General features: G+C 41.8%; 17 protein-coding genes and 1 pseudogene. 10 read left to right on the forward strand and 8 right to left on the reverse strand.

Going from position 1 to position 26,312, the window contains the following annotated elements:
- The first annotated feature begins 105 nt into the window (after positions 1-105).
- From avs2 to M3090_RS07460, 3 genes are all read left to right on the forward strand, one after another.
- The gene (gene avs2, locus M3090_RS07450) at positions 106-4,806 is read left to right on the forward strand and encodes an AVAST type 2 anti-phage system protein Avs2 (RefSeq protein WP_204402254.1); all 4,701 of its coding nucleotides are present in this window, start codon (positions 106-108) and stop codon (positions 4,804-4,806) included.
- A gap of 94 nt (positions 4,807-4,900) precedes the next feature.
- On the forward strand, positions 4,901-5,866 hold the full coding sequence (locus M3090_RS07455; protein WP_249054969.1) for an MBL fold metallo-hydrolase: 966 nt from the start codon (positions 4,901-4,903) through the stop codon (positions 5,864-5,866).
- Between the two features lie 95 nt (positions 5,867-5,961).
- Positions 5,962-7,101: an IS256 family transposase gene (locus M3090_RS07460; RefSeq protein ID WP_249054972.1), complete on the forward strand. Its 1,140-nt coding sequence runs from the start codon at positions 5,962-5,964 to the stop codon at positions 7,099-7,101.
- Positions 7,102-7,206: 105 nt separating this feature from the next.
- Here M3090_RS07460 and M3090_RS07465 read toward each other — a convergent pair whose 3' ends face one another.
- The 6 genes from M3090_RS07465 to M3090_RS07490 form a co-directional block, all read right to left on the reverse strand.
- Positions 7,207-8,373 (reverse strand): IS256 family transposase, encoded by a 1,167-nt coding sequence (locus M3090_RS07465; RefSeq protein WP_249054975.1) that lies wholly within the window; start codon positions 8,371-8,373, stop codon positions 7,207-7,209.
- 179 nt (positions 8,374-8,552) lie between these two features.
- Entirely contained in the window at positions 8,553-9,785 is a 1,233-nt protein-coding gene (locus M3090_RS07470) for an ADP-ribosylglycohydrolase family protein (RefSeq protein ID WP_249054976.1), read from the reverse strand.
- Between the two features lie 14 nt (positions 9,786-9,799).
- A complete protein-coding gene (locus tag M3090_RS07475) occupies positions 9,800-10,942 on the reverse strand; it encodes an HIRAN domain-containing protein (RefSeq protein ID WP_087249112.1) in 1,143 nt (380 codons plus the stop codon).
- Positions 10,943-10,961: 19 nt separating this feature from the next.
- Entirely contained in the window at positions 10,962-11,624 is a 663-nt protein-coding gene (locus M3090_RS07480; protein WP_087249114.1) for a radical SAM protein, read from the reverse strand.
- A gap of 2 nt (positions 11,625-11,626) precedes the next feature.
- Entirely contained in the window at positions 11,627-12,670 is a 1,044-nt protein-coding gene (gene mcrC, locus M3090_RS07485) for a 5-methylcytosine-specific restriction endonuclease system specificity protein McrC (RefSeq protein WP_204402250.1), read from the reverse strand.
- Positions 12,667-15,036, reverse strand: coding sequence for an AAA family ATPase (locus M3090_RS07490; protein ID WP_239472898.1), 2,370 nt, complete (start codon positions 15,034-15,036; stop codon positions 12,667-12,669). Before M3090_RS07490 ends, mcrC begins: the two co-directional genes overlap by 4 nt.
- 122 nt (positions 15,037-15,158) lie before the next feature.
- On the opposite strand from M3090_RS07490, the gene M3090_RS07495 reads away from it, so the two are divergent.
- The 5 genes and pseudogenes from M3090_RS07495 to M3090_RS07515 all read left to right on the forward strand — a co-directional run bounded on the left by M3090_RS07495 (position 15,159) and on the right by M3090_RS07515 (position 22,083).
- Complete coding sequence (locus M3090_RS07495) at positions 15,159-15,365, forward strand: helix-turn-helix domain-containing protein (RefSeq protein ID WP_087249120.1); 207 nt, start codon at positions 15,159-15,161, stop codon at positions 15,363-15,365.
- 67 nt (positions 15,366-15,432) lie between these two features.
- On the forward strand, positions 15,433-18,138 hold the full coding sequence (locus tag M3090_RS07500; RefSeq protein WP_087249122.1) for a DEAD/DEAH box helicase family protein: 2,706 nt from the start codon (positions 15,433-15,435) through the stop codon (positions 18,136-18,138).
- A 4-nt stretch (positions 18,139-18,142) separates the two neighbouring features.
- Positions 18,143-19,561 carry a class I SAM-dependent DNA methyltransferase gene (locus M3090_RS07505; RefSeq protein WP_204402249.1) on the forward strand — a complete coding sequence of 473 codons (1,419 nt, stop codon included), beginning with the start codon at positions 18,143-18,145 and terminating at the stop codon, positions 19,559-19,561.
- Positions 19,551-20,719, forward strand: a pseudogene (locus M3090_RS07510) (PDDEXK nuclease domain-containing protein). Before M3090_RS07505 ends, M3090_RS07510 begins: the two are co-directional and overlap by 11 nt.
- A 5-nt stretch (positions 20,720-20,724) precedes the next feature.
- The gene (locus M3090_RS07515; protein WP_249054978.1) at positions 20,725-22,083 is read left to right on the forward strand and encodes a restriction endonuclease subunit S; all 1,359 of its coding nucleotides are present in this window, start codon (positions 20,725-20,727) and stop codon (positions 22,081-22,083) included.
- Here the strand turns inward: M3090_RS07515 and M3090_RS07520 are convergent.
- Positions 22,078-22,629, reverse strand: a complete 552-nt coding sequence (locus M3090_RS07520; RefSeq protein ID WP_249054980.1) for a restriction endonuclease subunit S — start codon at positions 22,627-22,629, stop codon at positions 22,078-22,080. The genes M3090_RS07515 and M3090_RS07520 overlap by 6 nt on opposite strands.
- Positions 22,630-22,693: 64 nt before the next feature.
- Between M3090_RS07520 and M3090_RS07525 the strand changes: the two genes are divergently transcribed.
- Complete coding sequence (locus M3090_RS07525; RefSeq protein WP_087249169.1) at positions 22,694-23,497, forward strand: tyrosine-type recombinase/integrase; 804 nt, start codon at positions 22,694-22,696, stop codon at positions 23,495-23,497.
- Between the two features lie 25 nt (positions 23,498-23,522).
- Here M3090_RS07525 and M3090_RS15905 read toward each other — a convergent pair whose 3' ends face one another.
- Complete coding sequence (locus M3090_RS15905) at positions 23,523-24,677, reverse strand: restriction endonuclease subunit S (protein WP_249054982.1); 1,155 nt, start codon at positions 24,675-24,677, stop codon at positions 23,523-23,525.
- Between the two features lie 317 nt (positions 24,678-24,994).
- Here M3090_RS15905 and M3090_RS07535 point away from each other — a divergent pair, with 317 nt between their 5' ends.
- Positions 24,995-26,131 (forward strand): site-specific integrase, encoded by a 1,137-nt coding sequence (locus M3090_RS07535; protein ID WP_249054985.1) that lies wholly within the window; start codon positions 24,995-24,997, stop codon positions 26,129-26,131.
- The last annotated feature ends 181 nt before the right edge of the window (positions 26,132-26,312 follow it).

Raw genomic sequence — 26,312 nt, forward strand, 5'->3', positions numbered from 1 at the left:
TAAGATTTCCTTATGTTCTACAGGTGTGAAAATAATGGTTATTTTGGGAATGACAAGAAGTCTATATAGGATTTTCATGAGAAGATGTGAAAAAAAATGACATAAATGATTATGACGGATACATGTCTTAATATAATAACGCAGTTAACGGTTGAATTACATAAAGATGATACCTCAAAAGAAAAGTTGGGGACTGGTGTGCTTTATACCAATAGGAAATTGTCTGGGGTGATATATGTTTTGACGGCCAAGCATTGCCTTGTAAAGTTAGGGGAAAAAGGTAGGGTATCGTTAAGAATTTATAAACCTGATACCAGTACATACGAATACGTTACCCCTGTTAAGCAAAAAATTTTGCTTCATCCCGTAGACGATGCAGGTATAATCATTATTAATAAACGAGAGCTTGCCCCGGTTGTCTCTGACCTTCCATCGGTGTACGTGATTGATAAGAATTTTGGAGTTGACGAAGCAGTGAGTAAGGGATTCCCTGTGGCAACCCTTGATCAGACCAACGAAAATGGAGAGTCATTCTTGGCAATGATCAGAATGACTTACCTTCATGAAGATATAACTGAGAATGTATTCCAGCTTTCTACAAATGACGATTATAGTGAAGATACAATTATCGGAATGTCAGGTTCCGGTATTTTTATAGAAGCTTGTGAGGAGTTGTATATTAATGGAATTTTCATTAGGTACACTGATGAGGAGCGTGGAAAGGTTATAAGTGCTCAGAGGTTGATTTCCTTCAATAAACTGCTGGAAAAAGAGTATAAAAAGAAAATGTCATTGTCATTCCTCGGGTATCACGGTTTAGGACATAAGACATTAAAAAACAATGTTGAAGATTCCGTAGCAAACTTGGGTCCAAGATATTGTAAGAAAGTCAATGTTAAGACAGGAGCTGCCAAGTATTTTGACTGCGTGGCAAAAACTCCTGCATATTTTGAGCGATTGTACAAAAATATAGATTCTTGGTTAACAGAGAAAAGCTATAGAACAAGAAAGGATTCTATTAGAATAGGCCAGTTAGAATCTCATCTTAAAGCGATTCGAGACGATTTTATTGTAGCATTGGCAGATTTGGATCAACATGTAGATTCTATCATTGATTTTTCAGGTTTGATGAAGCGCGTTGAATCTCTTCAAAACGAAATAGAAGAAGTTAGACTTAGATTTTATTCTGATTATTCCTCGACAAAAAAAGATGATAATGTAAGGAAAGAGCTTGAAGCTGATGAAGCCAGATTATCAGAAATATCTCAAGATTTGTATTCATTCACTGAAAACTTTGAAGATTTAAAGATTAATCTAGCAAACAATCCCTATTTGATAATTAAGGGTGAAGCTGGTTGTGGAAAGTCGCATTTGTTAGGTGATGTTGCCAGTAAGAGAATCGATGATGGTCTGCCCACTTTGTTGTTCTTAGGAACAGACTTCTCTGAGGGGGCTTATGAAACAACCATTACTTCAAAAGTAGGTTTTGTAGGTTCTTTCCGGGAATTCCTATCCAGTTTCAATCAGATAGGAACCCAAGTAGGTTCGAGGGCACTTCTGATGATTGATGCGCTGAATGAAGGACCTCAGGCTGTATTATGGAAAGACAAACTTTCTGGACTTATCAAGTCTCTTAAAGACTATCCTGCGATAGGTTTAGTGGTGTCAGTGCGTGATACATACTTTGATGATGTTATTCCCGATGGGGTGGAAACTGATTCGGGAGCTACCGTTATTGAGCATAAAGGATTTAAAGGTTTGGAATATGAGGCGGTAAGACAGTTCTGTTCGGCGTATGAGTTGAACTTGCCCAATGTTCCCATTCTTACACCTGAGTTTTGTAACCCTTTATTTTTGAAGATAATTTGCGATACACTTGAAACCTCTGGAGAGAAAAATTTTCCTAAAGGATTTAATGGCGTTTCATCACTGTTTAATCAGTACTTCAAGAATTTGGATAAGAAGTTTGCTGAAAAGAGATCCGAATATAAATATAGGGATGTTGTCAGTGCGGCGGTTAAACTGCTGGCATTCCCTATATTTGAGGCTAAATATAATCTTCTAAGGATAAAAGATGCAGACTCATTATTGCAACAACAATTTCCTTCTTGTCATAATTTGCTTGCAGATCTAATAGACAACAATTTGCTGCTTAAAACGAAGTATTCTTTTGATGGAGAAAATATCGACGGTGTTGTTTTCTCTTATCAGAGGATCAGTGATTTTATAATTGCGCGTGAAATTGTCAATAAGTTTCGAGATTGGGAATCGTTTGCAGAAAACATAAATACAGACAAAACTTTGCATTCCATTTTTGTAGACAAGCATTGGTCATTCAACGGAATTCTAGAAGCTATGGCTATCTTAATCCCCGAGAGATTTTCTCATGAGATGACAGATGTCATTCATTTCATTCCAGAAGATGAGTTTGAAAGAGTATATTATACATGTCTTGACACAATTTCTGAGGCCGAGATAAATAGTTTGTGTTGGCGCACTATAGAATCCATTGACAAAAAAACTATAAGGCAGTTTCTAGGCTCCAAATATTGCAATATAGATTCTGATTATTGGTATAATAAATTGGTAGAGTTTTCAACTATCCCTAATCATCCTTTTAATGCTGATTATTTTCATACACTAATGATGGGGTTTACCATGCCAAAACGTGATGGCAGATTCCAATTCTTTTTCAATGGTTGCGCAGGATATGATGATAACAGGTGTGCCAATCCTCTGCGGCGTTTGATAGACTGGGCATGGGCTGAAAATGTATCTGTAAAAGCAGATCCCGAATCAACTAGATTGGCAGCCATTATGCTTTGTTGGTTGCTGTCATCAACATATATTAAACACAGAGATGAGGCAACAAAAGCTCTTGTCAACCTTCTTTCTGAGCAGGTAGAAGTATTGATTGAAACGCTACGCCAGTTTGAGAATGTGGATGATATGTATATCTATGAACGGTTGTATGCTGTGGCTTACGGGGTCGCATTGCGGACTTCATCACGCGATGGGCTGTTGAAACTTGCAAGATATGTATATGAAACCATTTTCAAACGTAATAACCCACCAAAAAATATTTTACTGCGAGATTATGCAAGAAATATTGTTGAGTACGCCAGATATAAGGGGGCTATAACTGCTGTTGATATGAAAAAGGTTCGCCCGCCATATGCGACCACACTCCCTACATGGCCTGCCGATGATGAAGTTAACTACTTTCATATTGATTATGATGCACCAGATTTCAAGGAAAGAAAAGGTTCGGAGCAAAACCTAATTTGGGAATCGGTGAAAGGTGGGTTGGCGGATTTCTGGAATAAGATAGCTATGCCGACAATCGAACACTTTTATCCAATACCGATTTCTGATGAAAAAGAATTCAATAAAGCATTACGTCTGTTTAAGGGAAGTATGAAGAAACTGGCTAAAAATATGTGTGAAAGGAAAGCTGTTTTAATCTTAAATAGGCAAAAAGGGCTAAAGAATGCTAGCGAAAACGATACTATGTTCGAAATTATTTGTAATAAGATAGAAAAGTTAATGTCGGTAGAGCAGAAAAAGGCTTTATACGAAATAATGATTCCTTTTAAAGTAAGGGAATTACCTTTGAAGCAACATCATTATGATAGATTTCCAACTGAAGGGATTAGAAATTGGGTTGTTAAGAGAGCCTATGAATTAGGATTTGATGTGAATTTGCATGGTGCTTACGATCGTTTTGCAAAGAACTGGACGTTCCGTAATTCAGATAAAAGAATAGACCGCATAGGAAAGAAATATCAGTGGATAGCCTTTCATGAGATTATGGGGATCTTGGCAGACAATTACAAATATGAGGATGATTATGCAAACGAGGGCTCTGGAGGATATGAGCTGTTTCATGGAACATGGCAATCTTTTCTGAGAAATATCAATCCTTCAATGATTGCAAGAGTAAAAAGCGTTGAGAGTGAGGCTGCGGATGATAACTGGGCGGCTGAAGAACACGAATGGTATGAGGAAGAACAGTTTGATAACTGGGAGTATTCTGGTACAAATGAATCATGGGCATCCATGATTAGAGATTTGCCAGATCCTGTTTCTTTAATCCAAAAATTGGATGATAACGGCATAGAATGGTTGACCCTGAATAACTCCAGGAGTTGGGATGAACCCAAAGACATTGGTAAGGAAAAATATGAGTATAAACACTTAAAGCATGATGTCTATTTGGCTGCAGATGCCATCCTTGTAAAGCAACAAGACAAAGAGGAGGCAATACAGTCTTTAGATGGTAGAGATTTATGGAATGGTGTAGAATTACCAACCGACGACTGGCAATATCTTGTGAACAGGGAAAAATACTGGTCACCAGCATATAAAGATGTTTATAGAAACCGACAAGGTTGGGCAAATTCAATAGATGGGCTAGATGTACCATATTATTATTCTTGTGAGCAAGCCTGCGGACATATTGAAGCTGACATGTCAGGCACTATCAGCAAATATAGCATTCCGTGCAGGTTATTATTCGAGGGTATGGGCATGGAGTATGATTCACATGACGGTCAATATTTGGATAAAGACGGCAACCTTGTGGCGTTAACATATGGGTACGACCAGATTTTGGTTAAAAAGGAGCCTCTTTTACGATTTTTGAAGCAAAGTGGACTGGCTATCTTGTGGATTGTACGGGGGGAAAAGCGGGTATATATAAGTGGAGGAATGGGATGTCAGTGCCTATATGCCCCATGTGGAGTATATTATTTGGATGATAACAATGTTCCGGAAGGTGTCCTTAGAACATATAAGAGAGTGTGATATGAGACTGTTCTGTTACAAAGCAAAGTGTGGTGATGCATTTCATCTACAATATGAGGGTGAAAGTGGTAGATGTCGTAACATATTTCTTGACATGGGGTACTCTAAGACTTATACCCAGGTGTTGAAAGGTGTTATTTCAAATCTTATTAGGAGTTCAGAACAGATAGATGCTTTGTTCTTGTCCCATATTCATGATGACCACATTGGCGGAGCTGGTAGATTCATAAAAGATATTCAAAAAGATTGTGCTTTGGGGAATGTTGTTTGTCGGTGGATATATAATCCGCCAAGAATGTATGATGTTGAACAAACTTTTGATAATAAGAATGGAGTGCTATGTGGCATAGTCTCAGGGGATAAAGTCTATGAATATATTCAGTCACATAGCCCATTAGATTTGGGTGATGTTATAGAGGGGATGTCTTTTAGTATTGATGGAATGAGGATAACAATCCTTTCTCCTGATGAGGACAAACTGAACCTACTTAGAGAAAAATATTCAAACAATCGTCCATTGTGTAAGTCTGAAACAAATGAGATTAGTGTTGAAGCGGGTAATGTTGTTGATGATTATGCAACATCACTGAATGATTTTAATACAGACTGTTTTCAAGAAGACATAAGTGTTGAGAACGCCAGCAGTATAGCCGCATTGTTTGAGTGTGTGGGGAAAAGAATTTTATGGCTTTCTGACTCTGTGCCATCAGTTATAATACACTCATTGTTTAAACTAGGATATTGTGAAGCGAACAAACTGCATTGCGATGCTGTCTTGCTTTCGCATCATGGAAGTGTAGCAAATAATAGCTTAGCTCTATTTAAGATGATACAATGTGAAAAGTATATTATTAGCGCAGATGGAATTAATCGTTATTGTCTACCAAACAAAGAAACTGTAGCAAGAATAATTTCTGCTTCTTCGAAACTACCTGTAACGCTGTATTTAAATTATGATGATGGCCGGTTGGTGAGAATGTTTAAATCTGATGTCCCAGAGTATGTGAAATCAATGATTGATATTCATTATTTACATGATATGGAGGCTATCGATTTATGAACTGAAAAGGGTCAGACATGTCATGAACTGGAGACTGTAAACTAAAGTGTGTCAAGTAAAGGAAAAGCGATTAACTTTACAGACACACTTAAATTATGAGCAATTCATTTGATTTTGAAGGGTTCAAGGCGAATGCTATTGAACAATTGAAGGCCGGAGTCCCTCTTTCCGGCAAGGATGGAGTATTGGCACCGCTGTTGGAGAATCTGCTTAACAGCGCCCTTGAAGGAGAGATGGACAGCCATCTGGAAGGAGGCGAACGCGAGTTTGGCAACCGCCGCAACGGACACATGAGCAAGCAGGTACAGACTTCGATGGGCGAAGTGACCATAAACACACCGCGCGACCGGGACGGCACATTCGATCCCCAGGTTGTGCGCAAACGCGAGAAGATCCTTGCGGACTCACTAGCGGACCGGATCATAGGCCTGTACGCCATCGGCAACAGCACAAGAGAGATAAGCGACATCCTGGAGGAGCAGTTCGGCAACCGCATATCGGCCGAGACCATCAGCAGCATCACGGACCGAGTCCTACCTGAGATACAGAGCTGGAAAAACCGTCCCCTGGACCGGGTGTATCCCATCGTATGGCTTGATGCGGTTCATTACAAGGTAATGGACGAGAAGAACCGGCCTGTGACCAGAGCCATATATAATGTGCTGGCGCTCAATTCAGAAGGACGGAAAGAACTTTTGGGCATGTATATATCCAAGAGCGAGGGAGCCAACTTCTGGCTCGGGGTTCTTACGGATCTCCAGAACAGAGGAGTCCAGGATATCCTCATAGCCTGCGTGGACGGGCTCAAGGGCTTTCCAGATGCGATTGCAAGTGTTTTCCCGGAGACCACGGTCCAACTGTGCATCGTGCACCAGATCCGCAACTCGATCAAGTATGTCGCGAGCAAGAACCAGAAGGCGTTCATGCGGGACCTGAAGCTCGTATACCAGGCTGTCAATAAGGATGCCGCTGAAAAGGCTCTTGACGATCTTGAAATCAAGTGGGGCGAGGACTATCCGATTGTCATCAAGAGCTGGCGAGACAACTGGGACCGACTGACCGCTTATTTTCAGTATTCACAGCATATCAGGAGGATAATATACACCACCAATACTGTGGAGGGCTATCATCGCCAGTTGCGCAAGGTAACCAAGGACAAGGGAGTATTTACCTCCGACACCGCCCTTGAAAAACTTGTCTATCTCGCATTTACGCGAATCCGGAAGAAGTGGTAGTGTTTCATTCAGTGTGTCTGGAGTGAGTCTTCAGACCTCCTAGTTTTGCAAATATATCAATTTATCTGTTAACTCATCGGCAGGCATGCCTGCCAATGAGCATTTTTATTCGTCCGGGAATAGAGTTCTGTCAAGATCGATTCTCGGGACCTGCCTCAGGTAGGACTTCTTGTCCATGGCAGTCTTTCCCATAAGCAGGATGACCGATTCCTCGTTGGGCATTGCTCCGCGCATCCTCGTGACCCGCCTAAAGTCCTTCTGCAGCCGCTCTATCCAGTTCGTGGTGTAGATCATGGACTGGATGCGGTGGTCGTAATTCAGGTAAGTGAAATACGCCTTGTAGGAAGCATCCTCACCACGTCTCCTGATACTTCTGTAATACCTGCCCCATTTAGCACAGAACTGCTGCCACTCATCCCAGGCCTGTTCCACGGTATAGTTCCTGTCTCCTGTGCGGAAGACCTGTCTCAGGTCGTCAGCAACATCCCCCTTGTCACCGTTGCGGACATCGCTCAGTATGTTGCGCTTCAAGTGGGTGGTGCATCTCTGGAGGCTGGTGCCGGGAAACACTTCGCTGACAACATCATCAAGTCCCTTGAGACCATCCGCACATATGAGCCCGATTCTCGAGACACCTCTCTCGTAAAGGTCATTGAGCATCTCTCCCCAGCCAAGGGCGCTTTCCGTAGGCTTGTTATAGATGCCGAGAACCTCCCTGGTCTTGTCATCCTTGACGGCAAGGATGACATAGAAAGCTTCCGTATCAACGCTGCGCTTGCGGTGGATCTTGATATGGACGCAGTCGATAAACACTACAGGATAATAGCTCTCCAGAGAGCGTTCAAGCCACTCGGTGACATCTCGGCGCAGATAGTCAAGCATCCTCGATATGCTAGCCTTGCTGTAGTGCTCCCCATAGATGTCGTTGAACACTTCCCCGACCTGTTCCTGCGTCAGGCCTTTGGTGTACAACGTGCCGGCAAGACGTTCACACTCTTCCTCCTGATCGCGCAGTATGGCCAGTATGCGGGGATGGAAGTTCCCGTATCGGTCACGAGGTATACGGAAGGTCAGTGTCCGGCCATGACCGTATGTCCTGCCGGGACGGTAGCCGTTGCACTTGTTCCCGGCTATGCCTTCTTCCTGAAGATATTCCCTGCGTTCCGACACCATGAGGCTCTCAAGCATTATCTCCATCATGTCCTGTAACCCGTTTTCTTTTTCCGTATGCTTGCATATTAGCTCGGAAAGTTGTTCCTTTGTGAAATCCATAAAGTCTACTCTTTTTTAGGTTTTGTTTGTTTTGCTTTTACAAATCTAAAAAATCTGTAGACTTTTTTATTATCCTATCTCAGACACACTTTTTGAAACAGTATCGAAGAAGTGGACGCAACCGGTCCAGAACTGGGGGCAGACCGCCCAGCAACTGGCGATCCTGTTCCCGGACAGGTTCAGGATACTGGCCTGAAAAACACTTTTATTTGGAGTTCTTTGATAGGTTTGATAAATTCGCGATCAGAGTTGGCGGACATGTCCGCCAACTCTGATCCAACAAAACTAAGCTTGACACAGTTCAGTTTACACTGCCATGTTTTCTGCTCGCCACTCTTCAAAAACCATCGATGTTCACAAACGTATAAGGCTTCTGTAATGTCTACCGTACTATTGCTTTGTTTGGCCTCACTTCTTTGTAGATGTACGATATCCCATAGACCATCCTTGTTTTGATGCAATTGGAATCTATGCAGGAGAATACCGCTGCGGCAGACATAAATCCAGCCATCATCGAGATAGAATCCATATCGTGCCTCCCAACCCGTATCAAATGCTTTGAGAATACGTCTGCGTAATTCGGTGTTAATCCGTATGTTCTGAAACGGATTCTCAATCGTAATCCAGTTATGGAGTTCCACATTTGTCAAGGCGCGGTTTTTAGGGTAGAATACACGGACATTTTCTTTGTGTTGTTTGATGGTGTTGAGAATGTCTGAATATTTTGCAATGATGCTGTCAGGAAACACAATATGGTTGTACCAGTTTCCCTCCGGTCTGTATTTCTTTTTGAGAAACGTCATTTCACAGCTATACATGGCCTCGGCAAACGCTCCTGTAAGAATGGTATTGACTTGTCTGTTTCCGGGAAGTTTTATCGCATTGTGTATGGCACTTGTATAGTCGAAAGCGCAATAGAAAGCATTCCATGCACGGATAAGTATGCTGAGCGCTCCAGTCCCTTTCTGCCAGTTATCGTTTTGTGCAAAAGAGTAGAATGTACCACCAAATTCCACTTGCCCGGCCTCTTTCTTTGTTGTCCCATGCCGTAATGCGTAGATGATTTCAGCCATAAAGGATGCAGCATAAATTTCTTCTTTGTCGTTCCATAGACAATAACAATAGGTCTTTATGGCATGTCGCATTTCTTCTTCATTCTCATACAGCCATGCAACAGCAATTGCCCTTATGACAGATTTTATCCGCTCTTTTTCCCATCCGTCAAAAGAGAACAGTCTCCGATATTCGCTTATCGGCACATCTCTGTCATGTATGAGGGCATCGCATGTAACCAATAAGGTATGGGCATAATCTGACAATTTTGCTTCCTGAGAAACCAATTTCGGATAAAAGCTCTCGTGATCGTTCTCCCACGTCCATGCCGTCAAGTCACCTATGATTGCACCTAACATATTTCCAAAATATTTTATCTGCCGTCAAATTGAGGTTTTTCTATTCCAAACAATTCATACAGTCTTCCTGATGCAGATTCGGAAAGGTATGTTTCAGGCTGACCGCTTTCTACCGGCTCTCCGTTCAGAAAATCAAGCTGCTCGTTAGCTACAGTGACGGGACCTTTGACATTGGTAAAGACATAGAAACAACAGTCGTCAACGGCATGAAGGAGTTCTTTTTCTTCCACAAAATAGGCAGCGTCATCATCGCCTACGGCTATACAATAGAGTAGGTAAAGATCTACTTCGTTTCCATGTCTATAGATGAATACCACCTTGTCCTTTTTCTTCGGAAGATTTCGTTTCCAAGGCGGAAAGCCACCCCAACGAAAATAGGTACATCCCTGATTGAGCAACGAGATTGTGAAGTCGGCAAATTCTTCGTCATCAAGCTCCATCGCCCTCAGCAGATGGTTGGTAACCTCCACTTCATCCTTGCTTACAATATAGATTTTCATATACAGTTTCCCGGTTCGTGGATTCTCTCCCTCGATCCGGCTGAGTTCGCATCCAAAAGTCTCTGTCCAGCCCATATCCAACATCATGGCTATGGGCTCATTCTCGGTACGTGGAACATAACCTAAGATATAATCGAAATCAAAATCTTCGGGATCGCCATTGTAATCATCTGCCAATGCTACGGCAACGGCATTCCTATCGTGCAGATTGCCTTTCTCTCTGACCAAAGCAAGTTCCGCACCCTCATAAAGTTCATCCCATACATTTTCAAGATTGTGAAATGTAGTTCCTGCTATATGACACTCTTTATACAGAACATGAATTTTTCGGCGGGGTATGAAAGGTGGTGCAGGCATACCATCCAGCGGAAGTTCAGGAGCAGCTACTTCACCCTGAAGAATATGTATGTCTGCATTTTCAGTTGTGTCATCTCCACTGCCTTGAATGGGGATTTTCACATTCAGGTCAATATCCATAATTCCTTTCCTGTTTAACTGTTCCTGCAAGTCACGCAGTTCTGCATCACATTTGGAACAAGTGCCCGTGCACTCGCCCTTGTGGGTACATTCTGTCGGGACGTATTCCAAACCATACTGTTCTGCTATCTGCTTTCGGATTGCTTTCAGTCTTTCGCATTTTTCTTTACCAGTTTCCATGTTCGTAGTGTTATGAATGTTAGCGGTTATTGGTTCTATATCTTACCTTTATAATGTCCGTGAAGTTAAAGCGTCGTTCAATATCCTTGATATCGAGGTCTAAATCGCGACCGTCAGTAAATCCGGGTATCTGCGGAACTTTTATCGTTACCTTTTCCTGTGGTATGTTCATTTGAAGTAAGCTCAGTTGCTGTAGAACTCCTGATGTCTTTCCTGTATATTGCTCGTAGGCGGGTGGATCCATTGTCTTGATATCTACAATCCAATGGTCAACCACCTCGCTCAACTGTTTAATTACGTTATCTGAGCAATGCAGGCAGGTCTCTAAGGTAATCTTCCATCTATGACCGCATATCTTCCGAAACTCCACAATGAAATCCGCGTACATTGTAGGTTCTCCACCACCAAAGCAAATGCCTCCGCCCGTGGTTTGGAAATAGGGATTGTCAACTTTCACCAACTCATACAGGTTTTGAGGCGTAAGCATCATTATGTTTTTCAGCAGAGTTGTGCCGTCAGTTTCATAGACGGGTTCGTGGCATTGCGGATTCAGGCAGTATTTACAATTCAGAGGACAGCCCATGAAAGCCACTAGCGTAGTAATGCCCTTGCCGTCAGTCCCCATACGCAGCCTGCTGATGGCGAATATCGGTGCTTTTATTGTACTTCCGAAGTCTTGCATAGTTAGTATATCACTAATTTATCTAGATCGTTTTTGATATGCTCAAAATCCCGACTTAGATCCATGGTTCTGACCATCAAGATATTCCCGTCATTAGTTTTAAAATTGCCATAAGGTTGAATGTCTGCTGCTGTCTTAGCATACAACAGCAGACCATCTACATTCCCGGTATGATCCTTGTCTTCATTCATAACGTAAGTGTGTATTTGATAGATGTTAGAGGAGTGGAAGGTGGGCTTACCGAAATGCTCCTGAAAGTTCCTGCTGTAATATTTAGTGTCAATGATAAGTGTTCGCTCATCAAGCGTCAGCGTAATGTCTGATTGCATGATAGGCAACATGCTTGATGAACTTACACTATTGTCGCTAACATTCCATTTTATCTGCTTTGCAGAGGCTTTATATTCCGGATGATGCCTCTTGTAGTATTCTATTACAAAACGCTGGAACAGCAGGTTCATGTGTTCGTCAGAGAACTGTGGCATTTTGGTGTCACCTTGTTCTGTAGATAATAGCTGGTTCTTCAATATGAAATAGCACAAACTATGCAACATCTGATAAGTTCTGGAGTTCCTGTCGTATCTTAATGAATCCCATCTTATGAATGATGGATTCATGGTGTCAACGCCGTCAAAGAACAGCATCAGTTTTCTGAGGCTTCTTTTCCTCTCAATTTTAACATCAGATTTACCAAGAAGTAAATTGACTGTTGTTTTTACAATTGCATTGTAGAGATTATTGGCTGTAAGTTCATCATATTCACAGGCAAGGCATGTACGCTGACTGATTTTCTCTTTGATTGTTCCTTGTATGTCTAACTTACCTCTTAAGGTGGTCAGAGTGTCTTCTATGATGGCATACTCCTTATGCAATCCTTGTTTTAATAGATATGCTATGCCTTTGGAGATAATTTCGGCAAACAGGTCGTATATATTGTCGAAACTTTCTCCGGCTATATACTCATAATTGTTGTGTCTCAACTCCTTGAATGCGTAGGTGAGCATATAGTATATGTTCTTTATGGGTATGGTTCTGTCTATTGTCATTTTAACAAGCTTCTCAAGGTGTTGATATGTGATTCATACTTTTGGACATCATCAAACCAGTACTCCTTGAGCATAGGCTCGATGTCATATTCAATCACATTCTCCAACCATTCCATAGAGAACGCCGACTGATTACAGAAGTAGCTGTGACCTATACAGAATCCACTGCCTAATGAATCGTCATTGCTGATGGATTCATTGAGCACCTGTATGCCGTCAATGATATTGTCTAGTTTTTTATTCGACAAAGACGCTATATAGCTTTTGAAGCCTTCTGTCTTAAAGCCGGGTTTCATCTCAAAGAAACTGAACCGTCTGCGAAGCGCATAGTCTATCATGGCCAAAGAGCGGTCAGCGGTATTCATCATGCCGATGATGTATAAGTTCTCCGGTACGGAAAAAGGTTCATCCGTGTATGCCAACCTGATTTCTTTTCCCCGATAGCTGTTTTCAATAAGCATCAGTAATTCTCCAAAAATCTTACTGAGATTTCCTCGGTTGATTTCATCTATGATAAAGAAAAAATCTTTGTCTGGAGTATTCTGTGCTTTCTTGCAGAATCTATAGAATATACCGTATTTCAGCTCAAATCCTCCATCCGCATTGGGCTTGTAACCCAGAATAAAGTCCTCGTATGAATAGTTTTGGTGGAATTGGATAAGTTCGATTCTTTGTTTGTCTTTGACGCCCATGAGTGTATAAGCTAACCTTTCTGCCGTGAAAGTTTTGCCCACTCCTGGTGCTCCTTGAAGAATGATATTCTTCTTGTTCTTTAAGCAGGCCTTTAGTCTATGCAGGTCTGTAGAAGACATGTAAACCTCATTCAGAAAATTCGAATCAGTATATGCCTCAAGAGTCTGTGTTGCCGATAGTGGATTCTCCTTGCGGATTATTTCCATCAGCACTTGATACTCGTCTTCTGTGACTTTGAAAAGTGTGCCACGTCCACCGCCAGCTAAGCACTCCATGTTATGCAATTCTTCATACCCTTTAATGGTCGAGTAATCAATGGGATTCAGTAGCTGTTCTGTCTTCCTGAAGTATAGGTGCTTGTCATCTGTGTCCTTGGCTATTTCTCCCAACGCAACCACTTGCAGGGTCGGAGTCGATGCATAACCTATGACGACATCACCTGCTTTGGCATCCAGAAAGTTTTGGTATACTCTACGTTTATTGCCATTTTCGTTCACCAATGTATATTCGATAATCTCACCAACATCAATATCTGAGAACTTCCATACGTCAGGAGACGCTACCAGCCACCAGTATTGCTTTGATGTTGTTGACTGGGATGGTGCTGTTTCATTCCCGTCAATAACAATATCATTCAGGTTCTTTACGAATTCCGGATATTTGGAAATGTCCGTTAGCGTTTTCTGCACAAGCTTGTGAATGGAATAGTTCCAGTCTCCGTCGTGAGTCCATTTTACTTTTCGGATGTGACGGTAAGTCGATAGGGTTTCGTCGTAACGGTAGTCACCTTCTACAACTCCTCGTCCGATAATCTTGTTAATGCCTTTCTTGACATATATAATATCTCCCTCACGAACCTCATGTGCAAACTGCCATAGCGCAAGACTGTCATTCTTAAATGAAGCATCCTCCTTGCCGTAGGCCACCTGTAACGCTTTGGTCAGTTCTTCTCTGTTTTCGAACTCAGATAAGTCGCCAATCAAGTCCCAGCCAAGACGCATGGTTTGGGATTCTTTGCACTCATCCCACATACAGGCATTTTCACCTGGGGCAAAGAGCCAGACTTTGCTCTTTGCTTTAAATTTTTCTGCCTCCATAATGGCAAGCAGTTCATCGTAGAATACATATAAATCTTTATCCCCTTTCTTCTCAAGTAAAAATTTGTATAAATCAACTCTGGAGCGTTTCTTTGCGTTTGGTAGTCCAAAATGAGTGGCGAGAGGAATCAGCCAACCGTCTTTATCGTAAATAGGCAATAACTGCTCATTAGAATATAAGAATGCGATCTTCCATGTAGTTATAGGCCAAAGTTCTTTCATCTTCTCAATCTCGCCCCATTCCGCATTGCGTGCATGGTGGGCTATCTTTACAATTGCATTCCGGACATTGTTGAATGCTTCTTCAGAAGTGCTTCCCAAACGGCTACTCCACGAATAGTTCTCATCATGTGCGTATTTTGAATTATCGTCTTTGGGAGTTCTGTCGAACTTAAAAATGCCGAATTTATATGCAGCACCACCCCATATTGACCCTAATTCTTTTGTCTTTGCTTCAAGCCAATAGCAGAATGAATTATCTCTATTAAGATTGCTATACTCTTCCAAAGTCATATTCTCAAGACTTTCAATAGGGAATTGCTGTAGAAATTGGTTATATAATGTTCTTCTATCCATGTTCAAAGGAGTATTTGAAAGGGGTTGTTATATACTTATTGTTTTTGAGAACAAAAATATAAAAACAATTCGAGCTATCGAATATAATTCGCTATATTTGCACAATAAAATTGCATTTAAGGATGAAGTTAAATAGGATAAAGGCAGTCTTGGTGGACAAAGGCATTTCTCAGACGTGGTTGGCTAAAAAGCTGGATAAGAGTTTCAGTATGGTTAATGCCTATGCTTGTAACAGAATCCAGCCAAACTTGGAGACACTGCAACAGATAGCAGAGATCCTTCAAGTTGACTTAAAAGATCTGATAACAGATAAGGATGAACGAGAATGATGTTCTGTGGGCATGTGTTATCTTTTTGGCGTGTAACTTCTGATAATGCAGAAATATAGGAATGACTATGACTCCGGAAGAAAAAGCGAGGCAAAAGATAGATCAGTGGTTCGCCGAGGCGGGTTGGAAGGTAATCAATAGGGAAGACTATGAACCGACCTGTACGGCTGTCGCCATAAGGGAAGGGTTGCTAAAAGGTAATCTTGAAGCTGATTATTTCCTTTTTATTAATGGTAAAGCTGTTGGTGTGTTAGAAGCAAAGAGGGAAGATATAGATGCTCTTTCCGATAAGGTATGTGAGCAGGCGGCATTATATGCTAAAAGTGTTCCTCATATCTATCAGGCATATCAGAAACCATTGCCGTTTATCTTCACGTCAAATGGCAAGGAACTGTATTTCTGTGATTTTCGTGAACAAGAGCAGGGCTTTAAACAGATCATAGCTATTCCGACTCCCTATGAATTAGTCAAACAGTTGGGAATAAGTGATTATTTCGCAGGACTTCCAACTTTGCAGAAAAAAGGATTGCGTGATTGCCAGTACGAGGCTGTAACCGAGCTGGAAAAAAGTTTTCGTGCAGGACAGAACCGGGCTCTGATGGTTTTGGCGACCGGTGCAGGCAAGACATATACGGCTTGCCTTGCCGCATACCGTCTGCTATCCTACACTCCCATGCGAAGAATACTGTTTCTGGTGGACAGGAATAATCTGGGCAAACAGGCAGAGGGTGAATTCGGAACTTTTCGGTTGACAGAAAACGGAGATGCCTTCAATACCATATTTACGGTGAACAGGCTTCGTTCCTCATCCATTCCGTCAGACAGTAATGTGATTATTTCGACTATTCAGCGACTTTTTTCATTCTTGAAAGGGGATACTATCGAAGATAACGATGAAGATGATGGCAATGAACCAACCGAAGAAATCATTTTGCCGCCTAATCCGAACCTACCGCATGATTATTTTGATCTGATCATCATAGATGAATGTCACCGTTCAATATATGGCAACTGGCGGAAAGTTCTGGAGTATTTCGATATAGCAAGACTCATAGGCTTGACAGCCACGCCTGTTCCTGAAACCATGGCATTCTTCAATAACAACCGCATAGTCAACTATACCTTGGAAAAAAGCATAGTTGATGGTGTTAATGTGGATTGCCGTGTGTATAGAATCAAAACACAGGTGACGGAAAATGGCGGTGCTATATTGGAGGGGGAAAAGGTAAAAGAGGAAACACGCTATACAGGAGATATTAAAACCATCTTAAACAAAGAAGCCAAGACCTATACTAACAAGGAGTTAAACCGAAGTGTCATCAACCCGGCACAAATCAAGCTTGTCCTATCCACTTATCGGGATGCTGTCTATACCGAACTGTTCAATGACCCTCAAAGGGAAGCCAATTTTGACTGGCTACCGAAGACATTGATATTTGCACTCAACGAAACTCACGCTACCAATATCGTGCAGATAGCGAAAGAGGTATTCGGGCGTACCGATAACCGTTTTATACAGAAAATAACATATTCTGCAGGTGATAGCAACGAGCTGATACGCCAGTTCCGAAATGACAGGGATTTCCGTATAGCAGTGACCTGCACGTTAGTCGCGACAGGGACTGACATAAAGCCGTTGGAGGTGGTGATGTTCATGCGTGATGTCGAATCGTTGCCTCTCTATATACAGATGAAAGGACGCGGTGTTCGCACCATCGGAGATGAACAACTGCGTAATGTGACCCCGAACGCTTTTAGCAAAGACTGCTTCTACTTGGTAGATGCCGTAGGTGTAACTGAACACGAAAAGACTATACCGACGGCTACGGATGAACCGACAACAAAGATTATCTCCCTTAAAGAACTATTGGAGCGTATCAGTCATGGTTATATTCCTGATGAGTACCTGCAACGTCTTGCCGCAACGCTTTCCAGAATATATAACAAGGCAGACAACTCTCAACGGGCAGAGTTTGCTCGTCTGGCTCATGATGACATGAAAGACCTTGCTTCCCGGATTTATGGTTCACTTGAAAACGGCATGCTTCCGCCTTTTATCAGTGTTGATGAGCCAAATAACGAGCGAAAGGGATTGGTTGCTCCTCTTGCCAATCATGCGGATGCAAGACGATATTTGCTTATTCTCGCCGCCGGATTTGTCAATACGCTGATGCCGGGAGAAGACACGCTTATCTCGAAAGGTTTTTCCATTGAAGAAGCCAAAAATACAACCGAGGCTTTCGAGAAGTTTTGTAGAGAACACAGTGATGAAATTGAAGCATTGCGAATCATTTACAACAATGAAGGAGAACCTATTACCTATTCAATGTTGAAAGATTTGGAGAATAAGCTCAAAATGGCAGACAACCATTTCACTTCCAAACAACTTTGGAACTCGTATGCCATTCTTAATCCAAACAGCGTGCGACGTTCCACTACAAAAGAAGAAAGCGATGCACTGACAAATATTATCCAGCTTGTGCGTTATGCCTTCCGGCAAATCGAACGGTTGGATAGCGTGGTAGCTACCTCCAAGCAGTATTTCAATCTGTGGTTAGGACAAAACCAACGTGAAATAACCGATAAGCAGCGTGAAGTGATAAGTCGCATAGTGGATTACATAGCCTCCAATGGTGCTTGTACAGTGAAGGATATCCGTGAAGACGATGCGACCCATGCGGCACAAATGATACGGGCGTTCGGTAATATGCAGAAAGCAGACGATGCGCTCCGTTCTCTTTATACATTCGTGGTTTTAAGAAAAGCAGCATAAAAATATGGCAACAAATAATACAACAGAGCAATCACTTACAAAGAAGGTATGGAATCTGGCAACTACTCTTGCCGGGCAAGGAATTGGGTTTACCGATTATATAACCCAGCTTACCTATCTTCTGTTTTTGAAGATGGATGCCGAGAATGTGGAAATGTTTGGAGAAGAATCCGCTATTCCAGACGGCTATCAGTGGGTGGATTTGATTTCTCTTGACGGTTTGGAACTGGTTAGGCAGTATGAAGATACGCTTAAACTACTTAGTGAACAAGAGAATCTGATTGGCACTATATATACAAAGGCACAAAATAAGATTGACAAGCCTGTCTATTTGAAAAAGGTCATTTCCATGATTGATGAAGAGCAATGGCTTATCATGGATGGTGATGTGAAGGGAGCTATTTACGAAAGCATTCTTGAAAAGAACGGACAGGACAAGAAAAGCGGTGCCGGACAATATTTTACGCCTCGTCCGCTTATCAAGGCGATGGTGGATTGTATAGCTCCGCAAATTGGAGAAACGGTCTGTGACCCGGCTTGTGGAACAGGTGGTTTCCTTTTGACTGCATACGATTATATGAAAGGACAATCGGCAAGTAAGGAGAAACGAGATTTCCTGCGTAATAGTGCCTTACATGGTGTGGACAATACTCCATTGGTGGTAACGCTTGCTTCTATGAATCTGTATTTGCATGGCGTAGGTACAGACAGAAGTCCTATTGTGTGTGAAGATTCGTTGGAAAAAGAACCAGCTACTCTTGTAGATGTAGTACTTGCAAATCCTCCGTTCGGAACACGTCCGGCAGGATCTGTTGACATTAACCGTCCGGATTTTTATGTAGAGACAAAGAATAACCAGTTGAACTTCCTCCAGCATATAATGCTGATGCTTAAAACCGGAGGACGTGCAGCCGTAGTATTGCCGGATAATGTTCTTTTTGAAGGAGGTGCGGGTGAAACGATACGAAAGAAGTTGCTGACGGATTTTAATCTGCATACCATTCTACGCTTGCCTACGGGTATATTCTACGCTCAAGGCGTAAAAGCCAATGTCCTGTTCTTTATGAAAGGACAACCGACAAAAGAGGTCTGGTTTTACGACTATCGTACAGGTATCAAGCATACTCTTGCCACCAACAAGCTCGAACGCCATCATCTGGATGATTTCGTCTCTTGTTACAATAACAGAGTAGAAACCTACGATGCGGAAAACAATCCGCAGGGACGATGGCGGAAATATCCGGTAGAAGATATTTTTGCCCGAGACAAAACGAGCCTTGACATTACATGGATAAAACAGGGTGGAGAGGAGGATGAGCGTACCTTGGCGGAACTGATGGCGGATATAAAAGAAAAAAGCCAGACGATAAGTGCTGCTGTGGCAGAGCTTGAAAAACTGTTGGCAAACATAAATGAAGATTGAATCTATGGGAGATAATAAGATAACCGTTTCAATTGAGCAGCAGTTCGGGGAAGTCATAGACATCATTCTCCAGCATAAAAGCCGTGCTTCTAAAGCGGTCAATAAGGAGTTGTTGCTTACGGCATGGCATGTGGGAGGTTATGTTTCAGCCAAACTGAAAAGCGAAGAATGGGGAAGTAAGGTCGTGACGCAACTGTCTGAATATATCCGCTCACAGCGGCCTGATATTAATATAGCAGAAGAAGTATTTACAATATGGTCATGTTTTATGATGCGTATTCTACAACGTCTTTTTTAACGACAGTGGAGAATTTCTTGTCTTCGGAATTTGTGCAGCCAACGACTGCACAAATAGAGGCATCTAATTTTGAACCTTCATCGGACCATGCGATAACTGTGCAGCCAAAAACTGCACAAATTGTCCAGACGGTAATAGGACAGATGCCGAAGATACTGGAGTTGACCACATTGACCAACCATATAGAGATACTATGCCGCTGTAAAAATAACGAAGAACGGATGTTCTACATACTCTATGCCAATAAAGAACATCTGGTAAAACGGGAACTACAGCGTTGTATCTCGAACCAGACATTTTCGGCTTTATTGGGCAGCAAGGACAATATGTCAAAAGGATTGCTTGAGACATACCCTAATGCTCCCATTATGTTCAAAGACACATTGTTTGTTGATTTCTTGGATTTGCCGAAAAAGCATAGTGAATCCCGGTTGAGAAACGGATTGCTGGAGCACATGAAGCAGTTCATTCTTGAATTGGGCAAGGATTTCATATTCATGGATCAGGAATATCGTCTCAATATCGGGGCTTCCACATTCAAGGCTGACTTGTTGTTCTTTCATCGTGGATTGCAGGCACTGGTTGCTGTAGAATTGAAAAAGACCAAATTCCATCCTCGCGACCTCGGCCAGTTGGAATTTTATCTGGAAGCACTCGACCGTGATGTGAAACGTTCCAATGAGAATCCGTCTATTGGTATAATTCTCTGTCCGGAAGCTGACCGGGTAGTGGTGGAATATGCCATGAGCCGGAGCATGAGCCCTACGATGATTGCAGAATACAAGCGCATCCTTATTCCGCAGGAGCGTATGCAGGAGAAATTGAACGAATTTTGTAACCTGTTCCTGAATAAAGACTGATCGCCATGGATACCAATAAATTACGTCAAAAGATATTAGACCTTGCCATTCATGGCAAACTCGTGCCGCAAGACCCGAATGATGAACCGGCTTCTGTTTTGCTTGAACGCATCAAGGCAGAGAAAGAGCGCTTGATAAAAGAAGGGAAGATAAAAAGGAGTAAAAAGTCTGCAAAGACTTCTGATACGCCCCATTATGAGCAGGTGCCGTTTGAAGTGCCAAGTAATTGGGCGTGGACAACGTTAGGGGAAATAAGTAATTATGGCGACAGTAATAATGTTTCTGTCACAGATATTGCTGATGATGAATGGATACTAGAACTTGAAGATTTGGAAAAAGATACAGCTTCCATTATTCAGATATTATCGAAAAAAGAAAGAAATATCAAAGGTGTACGTCATAAATTCAAAAAGGGCGATGTACTATATTCCAAATTGCGTACATATTTGAATAAGGTATTGGTTGCCCCTCAAACTGGGTATTGCACAACTGAAATTATTCCATTCAATTCATATTGTGGTATTTCAACACATTACTTGTGCCATGTGCTGCGCTCTGCATATTTTCTTGATTATACACAGCAATGTGGTTATGGTGTAAAAATGCCGAGATTAAGTACAAATGATGCATGCAAAGGAATGATACCTTTACCTCCTTTTGCCGAACAACACCGCATCGTGGCTGAAATAGAAAGGTGGTTTTCTTTGATTAATATTATAGAGAACAACAAGGAAGATTTGCAAACCGCCATCAAGCAAGCCAAGAATAAGATTCTTGACTTTGCTATTCGCGGTAAACTCGTGTCGCAAGACCCCAATGATGAACCTGCTGTTGAGTTATTGAAGCGTATAAATCCTGAATTTACACCTTGTGATAACGGGCATTATCCGCAGTTGCCAATTGGGTGGGCAGTAGTTCCGATGCAAATGTTATGTTCTTTGGTGGATGGAGAAAAAGTTGACGGCAAAGAAATGCCAAACCTTGATGTAAAATATCTAAGAGGAGGGCGAGAGTTTAAGATTTTAAAAAGTGGCAAATATGTGGCAGCAAATAGTCTTTTGATTTTAGTCGATGGAGAAAATTCCGGTGAAGTGTTCAGAACACCGATTGAGGGTTATCAAGGTAGCACATTTAAACAACTACACATCAATGAAAACATGTGTGCAAACTACCTCTTATACGTTATAAACTTACATCGTAAAGCTTTACGTGAGAACAAAGTAGGTTCGGCAATACCTCATTTGGACAAAAAACTATTTAAGACAATAGAAGTGCCTGTACCGCCTTATAATGAGCAAGTAAGGATTGTGGCTGCAATAAATGCGGCATTAAACAGATTTGATGCAATAATGGAGAATTTATAAGCTCTCCATTATTGCGTCAAGTTTTTCAAACATATCTTCAATTTTATTTATGATACGTTCTTGTTCTGAATATGGTGGAAGATATAACGGCATTGAAAGATATTTGTCAAGAATTAAATTATGTAAACCAGTGGTCTGAGTTTGCATAGATTTCATTACCCCTGCCTTATATTTTGCCAATATATAATAGTACAAGAACTTGCTTAAAACGAGCTCTTTATACTTTATTCTTAAAACCATTGTAAAATTGCTGTAAGAAAATACCCCACTATTCCCTTCATATAAAACAGCCCTGCCAACTGGATTATTATCACTACCTCCAGATTTTTCTACAATCAAATCTCCGTTCAACAAATGACGCTGTGCAAAAGCTCGTTCTTCCACATCAATATACTCTATATTAGAATAATCTAACTTGAAGTCTTTTGTAAAATTGGCATTGCGTATAACTCCAACATTTACAAATGGTTCTTTCTTTCCTTTCCATAATCCATTGATGTTTTTACATACGTCTTTAATGGTTACATTAATCCATCCTTTGGGCAACTGCGGATAATGCCCGTTAGGTTGCGCTTTATATTGTTATCGTATTCATCAAAAATTAATGTATATGATAACAAGATTCAAAGATTATCTCGCCAAAACGAATTTGGCAAAGAATACCGTGACATCGTATGTGTGGACGGTGAACTACTTTCTCAGTCACTATGGAGAAGTGAATAAGAAAAATCTGTTGGCCTATAAGGGCTACTTGGTGGAGAACTTCAAACCGCATACCGTCAATCTCCGTTTGCAGGGCATTAACAAGTATCTGGAGTTTATCAAACAGGACAAATTGAAGGTAAAATTCGTTAAGGTGCAACAGAAAAACTTCTTGGAAAACGTAATCAGCGATGCTGACTATAAGTTTCTGAAAACAAGGCTAAAAGCGGATGGATATGATGACTGGTACTTTGTGGTTTGGTTTATGGCCGCTACAGGTGCCCGTGTGAGCGAGCTGCTACACATCAAGGTGGAACATGTGAAGGTGGGTTATCTTGACCTTTATAGCAAAGGGGGAAAGATACGCCGCCTTTATATTCCCAAGAATCTACGAAGTGAAGCTACCCAATGGTTGAAAAGTAAGGGCATAACAAGCGGTTATATTTTCCTTAACCGTTTTGGGCAACGTATTACAACACGAGGTATAGCGCAACAGCTAAAACACTTCGCCGAGAAATACGGTTTGAACAAGGATGTGGTATATCCCCATTCTTTCCGCCACCGCTTTGCCAAAAACTTTCTTGACCGTTTCAATGACCTTGCATTACTTGCCGACCTCATGGGGCATGAGAGTATTGAAACAACTCGTATCTATCTACGTCGTACTGCCAGCGAACAACAAAAAATTGTTGACAAGGTAGTAAATTGGTAATGTAAGACCTTAGAAGCGTATTATATCACGCTTCTAAGGCTTTTTGAATATTGTCAAGAGTTGAAAATAACTCTTCTATTTTAGCGATGATACGCTGTTGTTCGGCAAAAGGAGGTAGAGGAAATAACCAATTATCAATATCCCTTTTTTTAATGGATGGAGAATTATCCCCTTTCATAAATTGATTTAATCCATTTACCACATAATCAGAAATCATTAGATAATAACAGAACTCTGGATGAAGCATATCCAATGGACTACAGACATAAAATCCTGTTGATGCTATACAATCATTAAAACAAACTTTAGCTATATTACGTAAATATGGACGAACCATTGAGAAAACTACATCACCTTTTTGAGTATAACGGCTAGCTCTACTTGGCGCATTACTGCTTTTTATGACTTTTGTCTCCTTAACAGTTTGTCGGACATTATCAATGGAATCAATATCAATATATTGGAACGTTTCTCCTGTGGGTTGTACAGACTTCATTGGAGAAAAAATAAACATTCCTTTTGCCCAGCACCAATTTTGGGGTAACTTCCTGCTATGCCCGTTATCACAAGGTGTGAAGTCAGAATTTATACGTTTCATCAGTTCGATGGCAGGTTCATCATTCGGGTCTTGGGATACAAGCTTACCGTGAATTGCCAAGTCAAGGATTTTGCTTTTTGCTTGCTTGATTGTTATCTGCAATTCCGCTTTGCTATGCCCTATTTGATCTATCAAAGCAAACCAATTTTCTATACTTTGAGAAATTCTCTGTTGTTCTTTTAATGGAGGAACAGGAATCATGACTTCATTAATTGTACTGACAGACAATCCTGGTTGTGCCGTAGAAGTAGCATATTGATTTAAATTCAAATACAACAATGTATTTATGACCCAAGGAATATTTGTTTTACAATATGTATCAACGACTACTGCATGTTCGGTTGCATAAAATTTCCCATTGGCTTCATTTACATTACCACATAATGCACCCTGTCTTCCAATTAAAGGAAAATGCCCTTCTTTATTATAGCTGCCAACATATCCTCTGAGTCCATTTCCACCATAGCAGGGATAACAATGGGCTGTATCTTGTTTAGCAGAAATATCTTTCGCTGTAATATTTTTACCGGCTTGTAAGGTGAATATTTCTCCTAAAGTCGTCCATGTCCAATTACTTGGCACCTCAAACGGCACATTCTCATAATGGGGCGTATGTACAGATATGCGTCATCCATTACTGTTTGGGGTTGACGGGTCATTACTATGTTTATAAGATTTACCAGATTTATAATGTAAAGGTGTGAAATGAAAACAACATCCAAACAAGTGCAAAGAAAACAGCTTTATTACAGGGATTTATAAGGGTATTGTTATTTGCAGTTGTTTTCATTGTTTGCAGTTGTTTGGTTCTTTTTTGGTGCATTTTTGTTTCTTGTTTGTTCCTCGTTTTGGATTATTATTCGTACCTTTGTGGCAGAAGAAACAAAGAGCGATTTTCTATGGCACGAATAAGACAACCTAAAAAAGTGAAGGAGCCTGTGCGTCTCCGAATGAAGGATCTGAGCGACGGTAGCAAGAGCCTGTATCTGGACATATACCGCAACGGCAAGCGGACCTATGAGTATCTGAAGATGTATCTCATCCCGGAGACCGATGACAATGCCCGCAAGCGGAACAAGACGACCATGAATGCGGCCAACGCCATCAAGTCGAAACGCATCATCGAGATGACCAACGGAGAGGCGGGCATCGAGAACGAAAAGGAGAAAGTCTTTCTGCTGGACTGGATGCAAACCTACAAGGAGAATCAGGAAAAGAGGGGAAAGAAAGACGAGAACCAGATCAAGGTGGCCATCCGCATCATCGAGGACTATGCGGGGAAAAGGGTTACGCTTGACCAGATAGACAAGGCGTTCTGCCAGGGCTATATCGACTATCTGATGATGGAATACCGTCCGAGAGGCAAGCGCGTGTCGAACTTCACGCTCAAGAACTATTACCGTGTGCTGAACAGCGCCTTGAACGCGGCTGTCCGTGCGGAACTCATGAGGTCGAATCCCTTTGACAAAATAGACAAGTCGGACAAAATCCGGCTGCCGGAAAGCAAACGCTCCTACATGACCATCGAGGAGGTGAAGGCACTCATCGCAACGCCTATGAAATACGAGGAGATAAAGTGTGCCTATCTGTTCTCCTGCTTCTGCGGCCTGCGCATCAGTGATGTCAAGAGGCTGCAATGGAAGGATGTCTTTATCGACAAGGGGCAGTACCGTCTGGCTGTATCCATGAAGAAGACCAAGGAACCGATTTACCTGCCGCTTTCGTCCGAAGCCCTGAAGTGGATGCCGGAACGTGGGGACAAGACTCCGGACGACACTGTGTTCGACTTGCCGAGCGGCAACGAAATCAACCGACTGCTGAAACCGTGGGCGAAGGCGGCAGGCATCAGCAAGCGTTTCTCATTCCACACCAGCCGGCACACCTTCGCCACGATGATGCTGACCCTCGGCGCGGACCTCTACACGACCTCGAAGCTGCTCGGCCATGCCGACGTGAAGATGACCCAGGTGTATGCCAAGATCATCAACAAGAAGAAAGACGAGGCTGTCAATCTTGTAAACGGCCTGTTCGACTGACGGCCGCACCATCATCATGTCAAATTTACGGGCATATTTACAGGAAGTGGCTTCATTTATATGTAAATTTGAAGCAATGCTATGTAACGATATTTTTAACCAATTAAAAAGTAATTCGACATGAACAGACCAGACAAAGGCCTTCTCTCTTTTTGGAGGGAGGCAGCACTGCCGTCATTTT

Origin of the sequence: Bacteroides sp. ET71 (assembly GCF_023336905.1) — a bacterium.
Lineage (GTDB): Bacteria > Bacteroidota > Bacteroidia > Bacteroidales > Bacteroidaceae > Bacteroides.